This is a genomic window from Aquirhabdus parva, from assembly GCF_003351745.1.
GTDB classification, from domain to species: domain Bacteria; phylum Pseudomonadota; class Gammaproteobacteria; order Pseudomonadales; family Moraxellaceae; genus Aquirhabdus; species Aquirhabdus parva.
The window spans coordinates 1055210-1070057 of record NZ_CP031222.1; the positions used below are offsets into that span (position 1 = coordinate 1055210).

The window sequence follows — 14848 nt, forward strand, 5'->3', positions numbered from 1 at the left end:
CGATTAAGCGGCTAGAAAATCTTTAACCAGAGTCACTACACGCGTAATGATTTTATCTGCGTCTGCTTGGCTTAAGTTTAGCGCTGGTAATAGACGAATCACATTGTCCGCAGTGACGTTCAGAATCAAATGCTGCTCATCTCGTGCTTTGGCTACTAGCTCACCACAAGGGCGGGGCAATTCAATCCCAAGCATCATACCGAAGCCTCTGACAATGACACCTAGCCCTGACAACTCTTCCGTAAAGCGATCTTTTAAATACTGACCAACTTTAGCGGCGTTCTCAGTCGCTTTTTCTTTCTGAATACTTTCAATGACTGCATATACTGTACGGCAGGCGAGTGGCGTGCCTCCAAAGGTTGAGCCATGGTTGCCAGCGCTAAATAAATCAGCAGCTTTATCACGGACCAGACATGCACCCACAGGGAAGCCATTGCCTAAGCCTTTAGCCGTTGTTAATACATCAGGTTTGATTGCAGTATGTTGATACGCAAAATATTGACCTGTACGACCATTACCTGTCTGGATCTCGTCCAGCATTAGTAACCAGTCGTGTTGATCACAGATTGCACGCAACTCTTCAAGATAAACAAAACCTTGAGGTGCTGTATTGACACCCCCTTCGCCTTGAATCGGTTCAACAAGAATTGCGACAATGTCATCATGGTCTTTAGCCAGTGTTTCAATCGCGGCGACATCACCAAAAGGCACACGTAAGAAGCCTTCTACTAATGGATAAAAGCCTTTTTGGACTTTTTCATTTCCGGTTGCGGATAGGGTGGCTAGAGTACGGCCATGGAAGGATTTTTCCATTACGATAATTTTGGGCGTGGTGATGCCTTTTTTATAAGCATTCATACGCGCAAGTTTAATGGCAGCCTCATTGGCTTCAGCACCACTATTGGAGAAGAAACAACGCTCCATGCCGCCAACCTGACAGAGCAAACGGCCAGCATCTTCCTGCCAAGGAATTTCAAATAAATTACTGGTGTGGACGAGAGTTTCTGCTTGTTCAACCAGCGCAGCAGTGACCGCTGGATGTACATGCCCAAGACCACAGACCGCAATCCCAGTTAATGCATCAAGGTACTCAGTGCCATCTGCTGTATAAAGATATGAACCTCGTCCTCGTACAAATGCGATCGGTTGGCGCGCATAAGTAGGCATCAAATGACTTGTTTGAGCAGAAGTCTCAATGAAGGCATGAGGATTTAGAGGTGAGTTCATGATCGTTTCTCAGGTTGCACAAAATATAGGTCAACATGTTAGCAAATTATGATAGAAATGATGTGAATTCCATGCTGATTTTTACAGATGGAATGTTATAAAAAAAGTAAATACATTTTGATGCGTAAAAGCTACGCTTTCATTACGCTTTTTGCTAGATCGGCGTTATAATTATGCAATACTTTTGAATCAGGTCTAACCGTTATGTCAGATGTTCAATCAACCCCAGATAGCGCGAATGCAACAGAAACGCTTATTCGCGAACAAATCGCGAAGCATCCCGTTCTTCTGTACATGAAAGGCACCCCGCAATTTCCACAGTGTGGTTTTTCTGCACGTGCGATTGAAGCGTTAAGCCAAATTGGTCGTCCATTTGCGTATGTCAATATTCTGGAAAACCCTGAAATTCGCGCAACATTGCCACGTATCGCGAATTGGCCTACTTTCCCACAACTATGGGTTAATGGCGAATTGATCGGTGGTTCAGATATCGTTTTGGACATGTTTCAAAAAGGCGAACTGAAACCGTTGATTGAAGAGCACTCACCTGCTCAACAAGCCTAATCAGGCACTGTATGCTGAGATAGAAAAGAGTCCATATAGAGGCTCTTTTTTGTTTGCATTAATCGTTGTTAAATTTGTTAGAAAATGTCGATAAAATGAGAAAAAAGCATTGGTATTTCTCAGTCGCATTATGGTAGTTTGAGCACGTGGCTTTATAAAAATAACTATAAAAAATTAGATGGTAAATCAGGAAGATTTGACCCCTATTACAATTATCAAGGAATCAGGTATACGCGCGATGAATAATGACATTGTTTCTGGTGATATTGATTCTACGGATATTAATTCAATGCCCTTACGTTCAATGGGCGTATTGAATCTTGGCGATCGAGTAGAGGAAAATGATCACTCAGAAGAAGAGATTAGAGCTGTACTCAATTCAAAGTTTTGGTCTCTGCGTTTCCCAAAAGCACTAGAAGCAAAATATCGGACTTATTACCGTCCAAGAGCCCTCAAAAGTTTTCATTTTCGCGCACCGATTATCCTCTTGCTTTATGTCATCTTGATCTCAGGGATTATTAAATTATTACCTGATAATAGCTTTCTCCGATGGATTAATATCTATGGTTGGGTAGCTGTTGTTGTTGCGGGTGCTTGGGTCATGTCGTATTTTTCGATATTTGATCGATGGTTTGAATGGTATGTCACGATTGGTTGTTTGATATGTGTGGGCTTGTCTGTTGCAGTTGCGAACGTCATTGCCCCAGGCGTGAGTACGATTTTGTCGCATGCAGGGATCATGTATGCGATGATTTTAATCTATAGTTTTGTGGGGTTACGTTTTCCATTAGCAGTATTCGCGGGTTGGGCAGGGGGTGTACTTGGTTTTATCTTGACGCATCAATTGCATGCGGAGATGGATTGGCAGTTGCTCCATCGGACTTATACCGGAACAAGTATTTTGGGAATGTGCATGGCTTATGCACTTGATCGCCAAGAGCGTACTAATTTCTTACAAGCCTGTTTATTACAGCAGGCCGTGATCAATGGTGAGCGTTTAGCGAATCAATTGGATGGGCTCTCGCGCCAAGATGCGTTGACTGGACTTGCGAATCGTCGTCATTTGGATGAAATGATGAATCATGAGTGGAATCGTGCACTGCGTCAGCAGCAATCCCTTGTGTTGATGATCATTGATGTGGACTACTTTAAGCATTACAACGATAAGCTGGGTCACGTGGCTGGCGATGAATGTTTGCGCAAAGTGGGTCAATTGATCCATAGCCTAGCCAAACGTAGTGGTGAGCTTGCAGCGCGCTATGGTGGGGAGGAATTTGTATTATTGTTTCCTAGTATGGAAGGGGATGTGGCCGAGCAGCAAGCCCAGCGGCTAATCGAACGGATGACTGCGCTTAGCATCCCTCATCCCGATGGTGAAAACCAACATGTGACTTTTAGTATTGGCGTCTCTGTTGCAGTGCCTACCCCAGAAACCAGTATTGATCAATTGCTAAGACAAGCAGATGCTGCACTGTATAAAGCGAAAGCCAATGGTCGCAATCGCTATGAGTTTTTTAGTGAATCTATGCGGAAAGCGGCCGCTGTCGAAGAGTGCTGATTTTTTAGTTTCATATGAATCATCATTTTAAATGAAGAATAAAAAAAGCCGATACCTTGAAATCAAGGTATCGGCTTTTTTTTGAATTAGAGGAATTTGATTTTAGCCACCAGCCCATTCAATGGTGGGTTCAATGTCATGATCAGCCTCAGGCTGTTTCTTCTTAAGCTTTTCTGGGTTGAGTTTCTCAGGCTTTTTCTTTGCCTTCGATTTATCTTTTTCCACAGTTTTACTGTCGTCAGTATCTTTGGTCTGAGAATCCGTTTTTTTGGATTTTTCCTCTTTTTTATCTTCGGTTTCTGCGTCTTTTTTGGCTTTTCCTTTATTGTCACCGTCTTCAAGGCGTTGCCACAGTTTTAATTGACGCATCACTTCACCAAAGATCGTCTCTTTACCATAACGACCTTTATCATCCATCACGCCTGCAGGACGCTTCATGAGAATGGAGAGCGCCTCTTCAACAGTACGTACGGCATTGATGTGGAACTTACCCGCCGCAACGGCATCAATGACGTCTTGACGGAGCATCAGATGCTGTACGTTCTGAACAGGCAGGATCACGCCCTGTTGGCCGTTCAAACCTTGTAATTGGCAAGCATCAAAGAAGCCTTCAATCTTGGGGTTAATTCCGCCGATGGGTTGCACCACACCGAGCTGGTTCATTGAGCCAGTGATTGCCCAAGATTGATCGATGGGAATCTGGCTGATTGATGAGATCAAGGCACAAAGTTCAGCGAGAGTTGCGCTATCACCATCAATTTCGCCATAGCTTTGTTCAAAAGCCAGAGCTGCAGAGAAGTGGAGGGGCTGTGTGCGTCCGAAGTGTGCACGCAGGAAGCTCGACATGATCAAGATCCCTTTGGCGTGAAGCGCTCCGCCCAGTTCGACACTGCGCTCGATATCGAGGATCTCACCGCCGCCTTGATAGACCGTCGCGGTTAAACGTGCAGGTAAACCAAATTCGCTGTCTGCATAATGCACCACGGTCAATGCATTGATCTGTCCGATTCTAAGTCCTTCAGTCTCGATCAACTGCGTACCACGCGATAGGTCTTCCCAGTACAGCTCACGCAGATGTCCAAGACGATATAGACGTGCTTGCAGCGTGGCATCAATATGCTTGGCAGTGACTTGACGATCACCATGTTCAATGGCTAGCGTGCTGGCCTCGCGCAGTAAATCACCCAAGGTTGCAGCATGGAGTGATAAGGACGATTGATCTTCTGCCTGACGGCTCGAATCCGTGAGCAGTGCAGCTAAAGCTGAGCGATCAAACGGTAATAATTTGTCTTTATTTACATAATCGGCAATCAGGCGAACATAGGCTTCTTCGTTTTCATCAGTACGATTGAGTGTATTAGTAAAGTCTGCACGAATTTTGAATAGGGCATTAAGCTCCGGTTCAAACTCTAGCAATTCATAATAAATATACGGCTCACCCAGCAAAATCACTTTCACCGATAGCGGTAGCGCATCGGGCTCTAATGAAATGCTACCTGTCAGGGTCAGCATGTGCTCAAGCGAAGAGAGTTTCAGTTGACCTGAACGCAGTGCACGTTTTAGTCCTTGCCATGCATAGGGCTGCTCAAGGAGTTGATCGGCCTCAAGCATCAAAAAGCCACCATTTGCACGATGTAGGGCACCGGGACGAATTAATGTGAAGTCAGTGGTAATAGTACCCATTTGGGTGAGCTGTTCGACATGACCCAATAAGTTGTAATGGGTAGGCAAGTCTTCAAAGATAACCGGAGCACCCGAATTTGGTTTATGGGTGACGACGACGTTGACTTGATAGCGGGGTGGGACACGATCAAATACACCCGGTAAGAAGTCATCTTCTTCTTGCTCTAGAATCAACTCGACATGCTCGATGATGTCCGTCGCATAGTCTTTCAGATATTCCGTGATGCCATTAACATGTTCAAAACGCTGTCCCACTTGAGTGACGCGCGGAATGACAATATCGCTGGCCAGCTGTGCATTTAGGCGCGCAACTTGATGACGTGTTTGTTCTTCGATGCGTCCCAGACGAGCACCAAGACGATGAAGTTTTTTGTCCATCTGACGGACGTTTTGATTGATCTTTGCCCGTTCCGCAGGAGCCAGTGCTGCCAGTTCATTTTCATCCAGTTCTTTGCTGAGGCCATTATTTTCAGCTTCTAAGGTTTTCACCGGCACAAAACGGTGCTGCTCATTACGAGAAACGAGTTTCAGTGCTAACGCTTCACCTTCTTGAGTCAATGCTTGCAGGGCTTGCTGTTGTGCATTGCCTGCACTTTGTCGAATCGTTTCGATTCGAGTGTGATAGCTATCCGCTGCAAATGATTTCTCTAAATGATCAAACAAGGTGCTCCACAACTGATGCATATGCTTTTTGAGCTTGGGAGCGTCACCCGGCGGTAGCTCCAGTGCAATAGGCTGACGAGGATTGATAAAGTTATTGACGTATACCCAGTCGCTTGGTGTTGGCATCTGAGCAGCTTGGACGGCAAGCATGCGTTTGAGCATGGTGCGCTTGCCAAGGCCACTGGTACCGACAGCAAAAATATTATAACCATCAAAGGGTAAGGATAAGGCAGTTTCAACTGCTGCCCTTGCGCGATGCTGACCCAAAAAATCATTGAGTGGTTTGATGCGGCGTGTGCTGGGTGGAAGACTTGATAAATTCGGCTCACGCATGAGCTGATCGGGTGTCAAGAAACCACTTTTGGGCAGTACGGCTTTATTCGTCAGAGTGTTTTTGGGTGTTAAAGTCGGCATTGGTTTCGCTGGATTGGTTTTTGTGGTGACTTCTAATTTAGAGTCCGCGACTTTGGTTTCTACAGAATCTAGAACTTGTTTGGCACGTTGTGGTTTTGGTGTTGGTAGTTTGGTGCGTGCGATTTCATCCAACAGATGCTTCAGATCATCGTGGGTTTCATGGCGTTCTGAAGTCTTTTCGCTATTGTTGTTTAAGGTGTCTAAGTTTTTGCTGCTGTTGCTTTGACTTTCCATAGCGAGTTCCGTCGTCATTGGTTCTGGTTTTTCGGATATATTTTGTATTGTGGCAGTTTGTGGGCCAGTTTCAAGTGTATTCGATGGTGCATTTATCAGTGTGTTGTCAATGATGTGATCGGTCGTGGCATGATCTGTTAAGGGGATACTACTTACAGCAGGTTTTGTATCATTTAGTTTGGAAGCGGGTGATTCAGTCACATGTAGATCAGATGTTGGGTGTTCTAAAGTTGGCAATATTTGGCTCATTCAAAAAATATTTACTGTACAGATTCGGCAATGAATCAGTGTAGCAGATTCATTGGGATCTGGAATAAATCTTCCCGCTATTCCCATATGAAGTCATGCTAAATCACCTTGAACGATGTGTCGATTTATTTGAGTAAGCTTCATTATATTGATCGTTTATTCAGTCAATGCTGGATCGTCGAATTGCCCTGCATTCATTTGCTCAATGAGTTCAGACATATACTCTACAGGTTCCTTGAGTGCTAAGAAACGAACGCGACCTTGCTCAAAAATCTGCATACCATAACGACAGGCCTGAATCACATAAGACTGTTGGCTGTATTTGGCTAATATTTCATTTAATGCTTCGCGTTGCTGCGGCATTAGTTCAAAAAGGTCTGGTTTAACGGCATCAATCCAATTCACACGCTCGATCCCAGAGATCAGGCGAAAGCGAACAGGTTCCAGTACCCAAAAATGAAAATCTAAGGTTTGATCAAAATCTTTAAGCTCAGGATGAAGCAGATAAAATGAATGTCGTGTGATTTCTAATTCTGCGCCTGACATTTGCAGTGGGCGTAAATAGCCTAAAACCGAAAGTCGAGTCGCCGCTTGCCAATTTTCCTCAATATCGTCATGCATCAGCATTGAAATGCGTGGGTCAATCATGACATTTCTGGTGTGTTGGGCGTTTTCATTTAAGAGCGCGATGATCTGACCTCTCGGCGTAATGCTGACAGGAATGACAGTGGTAAATGGAAAGCCTGGCACACTGGCCGACTGGCTGGCCATAACTGCTTGACGGCAGGAGAGTAGGGCTCGGGTTGCAAGTGCATTAACCGGCATGGGGCTACTCCAAAAACATGGGTTTCAAAAAGCATGAGTACAAACTTAAGTGCGAGTATTCTGGCAAAAATATCGTGATGCGGCTACTCTTGTGATCTTAAGTTTATGGGTATTAAGCGTTATTGCTTAATTTTCCACAATCATTCTATACAGATAAAGCAGCCAGCGATTTTATTATGTCCATGACCGAGCCAACATTGTCCAGTACCGAGTCACCACAGTCTGGTTTTTGGAAAAGAATTTTAATTTGTATCGTGATCGGTTTTTCGTCAGGTTTGCCGTTATTTGTCTTTTTGAATCTGATTCCGGCATGGGCTGATGCTTATCATCTCAATATCAAAACCATTGGTTTGTTGACCTTGTTGCAACTGCCTTATGTGTTTAAGCCATTATGGGCACCTTTTTTAGATTTTTTCCAATTTAGGCAGTTTGGGCGGCGCAGAACGTGGCTGGTTATTCTGCCGTTATTATTAGTGATCGCATTAGGCACATTGGGGACTCTACATCCTGATATCCAACTGACGCTGATCAGTGGACTTGGTATTCTGATCAGTTTTTTAAGTGCATCACTGGATATTGTGATTGACGCGTACCGTCGGGAGATTTTGCCTGATCGAGAACTGGGCTTAGGGAATACGGTCTATGTCAATGCCTATAAACTTGCCGGCTTGGTTCCGGGCGGTCTGGCGTTGATCCTTGCTGATCAATTGCCATGGGATCTGGTCTTTTTGATCGTGGCTCTTTTTATGTTGCCCTGTACACTTTTGGCGATCTTTGTACATGAGCCAGAGTTAAGGCAAGCCCCCCCGCGAACATTGGTCGGGGCCTTTATTGAACCTTTACAGGAGTTCTTTTCGCGTAAGGGTGTGAAAGCTGGGGTTGCTCTTATTGTCTTTATTTTTCTATATAAGCTGGGTGATGCGTTAGCGACGTCACTGGCGACCAAGTTTTATCTCGATATGGGTTATACCAAAACGCAAATTGGCTCAGTAGCTAAAGTTGCTGTGCTATGGGGTGGATTGATCGGTGGTTTTGTAGGCGGTTTTGCCATGCTTAAACTTTCTATCAATCGAGCAATATGGATATTTGGTTTCGCGCAAATGGCAGTCATTCCCTTATTTGCATGGCTTTCGATGCAAACAGGGCAGAGCTTAATCGCATTGGGGTCAGTTGTCGGGACAGAAGCATTTGCGGTTGGACTGGGGACGGCGGCATTTGTAGCTTTTATTGCTAAAAGTACAAATCCCGCTTATACCGCATTTCAGCTAGCGCTATTATCTACACTGGCTTCCTTGCCGCGTACGGTTGTGAGTAGCTATGCAGGTTATATGATTGATTTTATGGGTGGTTATACCAATTTCTTTTGGCTCTGTACGCTGCTGGCGATACCGGGGATGCTCATGTTGCCTTGGGTCGCGCCATGGTATGAGAAGAAAGTTTTGCAAGATTAAATAAGTGAGAGCGTTAAAATGAGAATGTTACATGTAATGCTGCGAGTCGGTAATCTAGAGCGGTCGCTTGCGTTCTATACCGAAGTGCTCGGTATGCGTTTATTGCGTCAGCAGGACTACCCTGAGGGTCGCTTTACATTGGCGTTTATTGGCTATGGCGATGAAGATAGCAATACCGTATTGGAGCTAACACATAACTGGGATACCACAAGCTATGACTTGGGCACAGGTTATGGACATATTGCCCTTGCGGTACCTGATGCTTATGCCGCCTGTGCTGAAATTAAATCCCGTGGTGGACGAGTTGTCCGTGAAGCTGGGCCAATGAAGCATGGCACGACTGTGATTGCCTTCGTTGAAGATCCCGATGGCTATAAAATTGAGTTAATCGAGCGAGCATAAGAGAGAAGCACTATTTGTTCATACTCTTTTCAAAATAGGGTTGTTCTTTCAACCAGAGTCCAAATTCCTTCATGACAGCAACGATTTTTTGTAGTCGTTGCCCATCCAAGGTCAAGCAATATTCAACTCTAACGGGAACTTCTGGGTAGATCGTGCGTTCGATCAGTCCTGCTTCTTCTAGCGCTCGTAAATCCAGTGTCAGCATACGTTGGGAAATATTCGGAATATCTCGACGTAACGCATTGAATCGCTTAGGACCATCTAACAGATAAGAGACGATAAGCAGTCGCCAGCGCCCCCCGAGTAAGGACATTGCAGCTTCAACAGAGCAGCCTGATATATTTTCTTTCATGTGGGTTCTTAAGTATACTTTATGTACCTAGATAACAAAAAACTGCCTTCTTTACAATAGTAACTGCTCTATCTACACTCATTTTTCATGTATTGAATGAGAGAGTCGTGATGAAGTTGTATTTTGCACCTGAGACCTGTTCTTTATCACCGCACATTGTCTTGCGTGAGCTAGAGCTTCCTTTTGAGTTAATCAAGGTAAATAACAAAACGAAGATCACAGCGAGAGGTGAGGATTTCTGGCAGATCAATCCTAAAGGCTATGTGGCAGCATTGCAGTTAGATAATGGGCAAATACTCACGGAAGGTTCGGCTATTGTGCAATATCTGGCAGACTTAAAGCCTGAAGCGCTTCTAGCTCCACAAAATGGGACGTGGGAACGGGTGAGATTACAGGAGTGGTTAAGTTTTATCAGCAGTGAAATTCATTGTGGAATGAGTCCTCTTTTTAACCGTGATATTCCAGAGGGCGTGAAAGATATGTTTAAAAGTAAGCTTTATAAGCGCTTTGATTTCATTGAACTGACTTTGGCGGAGCATGATTATCTGCTGGGCGATTCTTTTAGCATCGCAGATGCATATTTATTTACTGTGCTGGGCTGGGTCAAGTTTTTTGCAATTGATTTAAGTCCGTGGATTTCCATCATGAAATATCGTGATCGTATTCAGCCCCGTCCATCCGTTGTTGCGGCTTTGCAAGCAGAGGCGCTTGCTTAAGCAAATGCGTTATCCTCCCATTTCTAGCGGTCTTTCTCGGAAGTGTAATTTATGACGAACTTCCATGAGGCGATCATTAATCTTTTTCGCATCGCTGAGCGAGGAGGTCATACGCAAACGCCGATTCAGATACTGCTCGCATAGCTGTAAAGCCAGTTCCTGACAGAGCCCTTCCAAATGGACGGGTTCAGCGTTTAGGCTTTGGATATTGACGCGATCGAGCAAGTGACACAACCATGAGCGCTCGCGATCGTCCGGCCATGCACCCAGCAGAAAGTACAGTGCTTGTTCTGCATCATCGGGTAAGTCGGTGCGGAATTGTGCAATGAGTTGCAAGGCACGACCAAGAGGCTGGTTGATATCTGCAAGTTCGTGCAACTCCTCTAGTGCTTCTGCTTGCATTGGATAATGCAGCAGAAGAAGTAAGGCTTGTTCTTCTAAAGAGTGCTGCTCAAAATTCAGAGAGTGCTGTACAAGCTGTGCGGTTTTACCTTTCCATCCTAGGCCTAGACGCTCCCGTAAGGATTGGAAGAGTAGTCTGCGATAACTGCCATTTTGTGGTAAGAGGTTAATCATCTCCTGTGCGTCACGCATCAAGCGACTTTTGCCTTCGGGATGTGCCAGATTGTGCTGTACGGCAAGAGTTTCGTACAGAAAATCTGATAGTGGCGGGGCATTTTGAATGCGCCGTTTTAACCCAGTAGCGCCTTCGATCCGCACCAAAGAATCAGGGTCATGGTCTTGCGGCAATACAAGGAAGCGTAACTCACGACCATCTTCGAGTACGGGGAGCGATAGCTCTAAGGTACGCCAGGCTGCACGTTGACCAGCATTGTCGCCGTCAAAAGCTAAGGTGACGCGTGGATTTTGCTTAAATAAAGTAAGGAGATGATCAACGTTGGTTGCTGTTCCCAGAGCAGCAACAGCACCCGGTAAGCCTGCTTGATGCAGCGCAATGACATCCATGTATCCTTCAACAATCAACCATTCCTCAGCCCGCGCTTTACGGCTCTCATAGAGACCATACAGAATTTGGTTTTTATAAAAAATCTCTGATTCAGGGGAGTTGATATATTTTGGTTTGATGTCATCACGCATAGCACGTCCACCAAAGCCCACCACACGCCCTTTAGGATCACGTATTGGAAATATGACACGGTCACGTAATAACACGTAGTCACGACCTTGTTCGGTAGTTCGGATGAGCCCGAGTTTCTTGAGACCTTCAATATCATGAGGAAAACGCTGAGCGAGATGATTGGCGTGATCAGGCGCATAGCCTAGGCGCCAAGACTGAATCGCAGCATCATCTAAACCACGACGATCAAAATAAGCCCGTGCGGGTGGATTTAGGGTTAGTTGTTGTTCGTAGAACTGTGCAACTTGTTCAACCAAATCATAGAGTGTTGCTTCTAAAGGCTCATCAGGTGCTAAGGGTTGGAGTGGAAAATCATACTCATAATAATCAAGACTATCATCACCACCAGGTGCCGAGTTCAAGTAGGAGTCTTCATCTAGCCCAGAAAAGTCCGCAGCAGGCGCTTCAGAGCTTGAATTCACTGCCGTTGGTTGAGTGGATGATTTGATATCGGTTGTTTTTTTCTGTGTGACAGGTGTTGCTTGTCGTGTATAGCTTAAACGAGCCTTTGCTTCACGTACCGCTTGAGGATTTCGTTCAGGCAGTTCTACGCCAGCACGCTGCGCAAGATCTTTGAGCACATCGATAAAGTCGCGGTTCTCATAGTTCATGAGAAAACTAATGGCGTTGCCATTGGCATTACAACCAAAGCAATGGTAATAGCCTTTATCACGGTGAACGTGAAATGATGGGGTACTTTCTTGATGGAAAGGGCAGCAAGCGGTATAGCTTTTGCCAGATTTTTTGAGTGGGACGTGGCTGTGAATGAGTTCGACTAAGTCTGTACGATCGATAATCTGATCGACAATTGCGCGTGGAATACTCATGTCAAACAACCTCCATCAGATGCGATTAAAATGCATCGCTGATGGAGGATGATAACATGCCAAGCTCAGTTATGGCTTAGTTGAGGCTGCAGGTGAAGCAGAAGAAATCTGAGAAGGTGAGGTTGCTCTAGACGCCGGTGCGTTATTACTTTCACCCATTTCGCTATTATCTCCGCCTGAGAAGAGTGTGCCGAACCAACGCGTTACGCCATGTCCAACTTTACTGAGAACCTGTCCGGTTTTTTGTAGGGTAGTTGGTTGGGCTGGTGCGTTGACATCGCTACTTGGGATCGGTGTTTTCACTGTTTGGTCAGCAGGTCCATTGGGAACGATGGTCGCTGCGGGTTTACCCAAGATGCCTAAAGTCATTTTATTAACCCAAGACGCTTCACCGCGTGCTTCAGCCAGATTCACCGTGTCGCCGTGAACCAGTTTCGGGTAGTTTGTTTTCAGCAAATCTAAATATTGATTTGCAAGGTCATTCATACCGAGTTGTTGATAGCTATAGACCAGCGTTGCGAGCGCTTCAGGCACTTGAGGTGTTTCTTGGTAATACTCTACGACCCAGCGTGCGCGTTGGACAGCTGCGACATAGGCTTTACGTTTTACGTTGTATCGAGCAACGTTCATTTCACCTTCGGCGAATTGATTGGTGATAAAACGCATACGCTGTGCAGCATCAGGTGCATAGCCACTTTGTGGGAACTTGGTGACTAAGTCACGGAAGTTGTCGTATGCCGCACGCAGGTAGCCCGTATCACGATGCGCTGAATTCAGGTTGGTATAACGGAGTAAAACGTCAGACCCGGTTTCCATATTGGCAACACCGCGCAAATAATATGCATAGTCGACTTGCGGGTTTTGTGGATACAGTTTGATGAAACGATCCGCAGCGGTGATTGCACCGGGGTAATCGCTATTCCGGAAACGGGCATACATCAAATCAAGTTGACTTTGTTCGGTATAGGCGCCAACAGGGTAATATGTCTCAAGAGCTTCAAGGTCTTTGGTCGCATCACTAAAGCGTGCATCTCCTAAATACCGTTGAGCGGATTGATAATAACCCTGTTCAGTTTGGGTGGGACCAGCGTCTTTTTTCCGATCTGCATCTTTGCTGAATAAGCTGCTACAAGCGGACAGCAATAACGATCCTGACAGTACAACTGGCACTACAAGACCCGTCAAACGCGGCAGCGACATAAAAACTCCTGAGAAACATGCCCATCTGGGCTACAATGCCGGCTATTAAAGCATTTTTGCGCTGTTTCGCAAATGATAAAATCCATGACCAACACACAAAGCCTACAGATGACGACGCAAACAATGAGCGAAAACCCAGAGAAAGATCCGATAACCGATTTAGACGCCATTGATGGATGGTCTGAAGATGAAGCTGCGCCTGAGGATGACCTCGAAAGTTTGATCGATGACGATGCTATAGATACCCCAGATGAGCAGTTGCCGGATGATTTTGGCTTACAGGCACATCCTGCTACACATATAGAGAAAACAGCGGTTATTGATGAAGCTTTAGCGGGTTTACGCTTTGATCAAGCGGCGGCTTCTTTATTTCCAGAATATTCGCGTGAAAAGTTGAAAGAGTGGATGCTGGCTGGTCAGCTCACTTTTGATGGGAAAGTTGTTAAACCGAAATCTCGTGCTTTGGGCGGAGAGACCATCACCCTTGATGTAAAACTGGAAGCACAAACACGCAGCTTGCCGGAAGATATTCCGCTGAATATTGTGTTTGAAGATGATCAGATCATCGTTTTGAACAAACCAGCAGGGCTTGTCGTTCATCCCGGCGTCGGGAATTGGTCTGGAACACTCGTCAATGGCTTATTGCACCATGACTCACGTCTAGCCGAGCTCCCACGTGCAGGCTTAGTCCATCGGATTGACAAAGAAACCAGCGGTCTATTGGTTATTGCCAAGACTTTGGTTGCACAGCATAGCTTGTCACAGCAATTGGCAGAGAAATCGGTGTTTAGGATTTATGACGCTGTAGCTGTGGGACATGTGATCGCGGGGGGGACTATTGATGAACCTATCCGTCGCCATTCTGTTGATCGTTTGAAAATGAGTGTGCAGCATGGTGGACGTCCATCTGTGACGCATTATCGCGTCACTGAACGTTTTGGTTCGCACAGTTTGCTACGGGTTCAATTAGAAACCGGTCGCACACATCAAATTCGTGTTCATATGGCTCACATTGGTTTTCCATTGGTTGGTGATGCGACTTATGGTGGACGTGCCCGTTTACCAAGAGGCATTAGCGCTGACCTGATTCAAACCTTGCAAGGATTTAAGCGCCAGGCGCTGCATGCACGCGAGTTGGGTTTGATTCATCCTGTTACTGGTGAAGAAATGCATTTTGAAGCGCCTTGGCCTGACGACTTCGCCAATTTAGTCAAAATGTTGCGCCGTGAGGCACAACCTGATCTGAGTCAGTTCCGCTAGGTTTTATTTGGGCTTGATTGCTGTCATATCAGCTTAAGGGGTCTATCCTAAAATAGATCACTGGGCGAATATCGTTGGAGATGAT

General features: G+C 45.5%; 12 protein-coding genes. 6 read left to right on the top strand and 6 right to left on the bottom strand.

Features of this window, described 5'->3' with window-relative positions:
• Positions 1 to 3: 3 nt before the first annotated feature.
• Positions 4 to 1227, bottom strand: coding sequence for an aspartate aminotransferase family protein (locus tag HYN46_RS04685; RefSeq protein ID WP_114898314.1), 1224 nt, complete (start codon positions 1225 to 1227; stop codon positions 4 to 6).
• Positions 1228 to 1431: 204 nt separating this feature from the next.
• On the opposite strand from HYN46_RS04685, the gene grxD reads away from it, so the two are divergent.
• Entirely contained in the window at positions 1432 to 1791 is a 360-nt protein-coding gene (gene grxD / locus HYN46_RS04690) for a Grx4 family monothiol glutaredoxin (protein WP_114898315.1), read from the top strand.
• A gap of 238 nt (positions 1792 to 2029) precedes the next feature.
• On the top strand, positions 2030 to 3349 hold the full coding sequence (locus tag HYN46_RS04695) for a GGDEF domain-containing protein (protein ID WP_162818083.1): 1320 nt from the start codon (positions 2030 to 2032) through the stop codon (positions 3347 to 3349).
• 102 nt (positions 3350 to 3451) lie between these two features.
• Here HYN46_RS04695 and HYN46_RS04700 read toward each other — a convergent pair whose 3' ends face one another.
• On the bottom strand, positions 3452 to 6109 hold the full coding sequence (locus tag HYN46_RS04700) for a Lon protease family protein (RefSeq protein WP_114900611.1): 2658 nt from the start codon (positions 6107 to 6109) through the stop codon (positions 3452 to 3454).
• 639 nt (positions 6110 to 6748) lie between these two features.
• Positions 6749 to 7417: a hypothetical protein gene (locus HYN46_RS04705; protein WP_114898317.1), complete on the bottom strand. Its 669-nt coding sequence runs from the start codon at positions 7415 to 7417 to the stop codon at positions 6749 to 6751.
• A 176-nt stretch (positions 7418 to 7593) separates the two neighbouring features.
• On the opposite strand from HYN46_RS04705, the gene HYN46_RS04710 reads away from it, so the two are divergent.
• On the top strand, positions 7594 to 8868 hold the full coding sequence (locus HYN46_RS04710; protein WP_210009375.1) for an AmpG family muropeptide MFS transporter: 1275 nt from the start codon (positions 7594 to 7596) through the stop codon (positions 8866 to 8868).
• Between the two features lie 18 nt (positions 8869 to 8886).
• The gene (gene gloA / locus HYN46_RS04715; protein WP_114898318.1) at positions 8887 to 9270 is read left to right on the top strand and encodes a lactoylglutathione lyase; all 384 of its coding nucleotides are present in this window, start codon (positions 8887 to 8889) and stop codon (positions 9268 to 9270) included.
• Positions 9271 to 9280: 10 nt separating this feature from the next.
• Here gloA and HYN46_RS04720 read toward each other — a convergent pair whose 3' ends face one another.
• Complete coding sequence (locus tag HYN46_RS04720; RefSeq protein ID WP_114898319.1) at positions 9281 to 9622, bottom strand: winged helix-turn-helix transcriptional regulator; 342 nt, start codon at positions 9620 to 9622, stop codon at positions 9281 to 9283.
• Between the two features lie 110 nt (positions 9623 to 9732).
• Between HYN46_RS04720 and gstA the strand changes: the two genes are divergently transcribed.
• Positions 9733 to 10338 carry a glutathione transferase GstA gene (gstA, locus tag HYN46_RS04725; protein WP_114898320.1) on the top strand — a complete coding sequence of 202 codons (606 nt, stop codon included), beginning with the start codon at positions 9733 to 9735 and terminating at the stop codon, positions 10336 to 10338.
• Between the two features lie 9 nt (positions 10339 to 10347).
• Here the strand turns inward: gstA and HYN46_RS04730 are convergent, their stop codons facing one another.
• On the bottom strand, positions 10348 to 12303 hold the full coding sequence (locus tag HYN46_RS04730) for a DNA primase (protein WP_114898321.1): 1956 nt from the start codon (positions 12301 to 12303) through the stop codon (positions 10348 to 10350).
• Between the two features lie 69 nt (positions 12304 to 12372).
• Positions 12373 to 13503 carry an outer membrane protein assembly factor BamD gene (locus HYN46_RS04735; RefSeq protein WP_114898322.1) on the bottom strand — a complete coding sequence of 377 codons (1131 nt, stop codon included), beginning with the start codon at positions 13501 to 13503 and terminating at the stop codon, positions 12373 to 12375.
• A gap of 123 nt (positions 13504 to 13626) precedes the next feature.
• Here HYN46_RS04735 and rluD point away from each other — a divergent pair, with 123 nt between their 5' ends.
• Positions 13627 to 14763, top strand: a complete 1137-nt coding sequence (gene rluD, locus HYN46_RS04740; protein ID WP_114900613.1) for a 23S rRNA pseudouridine(1911/1915/1917) synthase RluD — start codon at positions 13627 to 13629, stop codon at positions 14761 to 14763.
• The last annotated feature ends 85 nt before the right edge of the window (positions 14764 to 14848 follow it).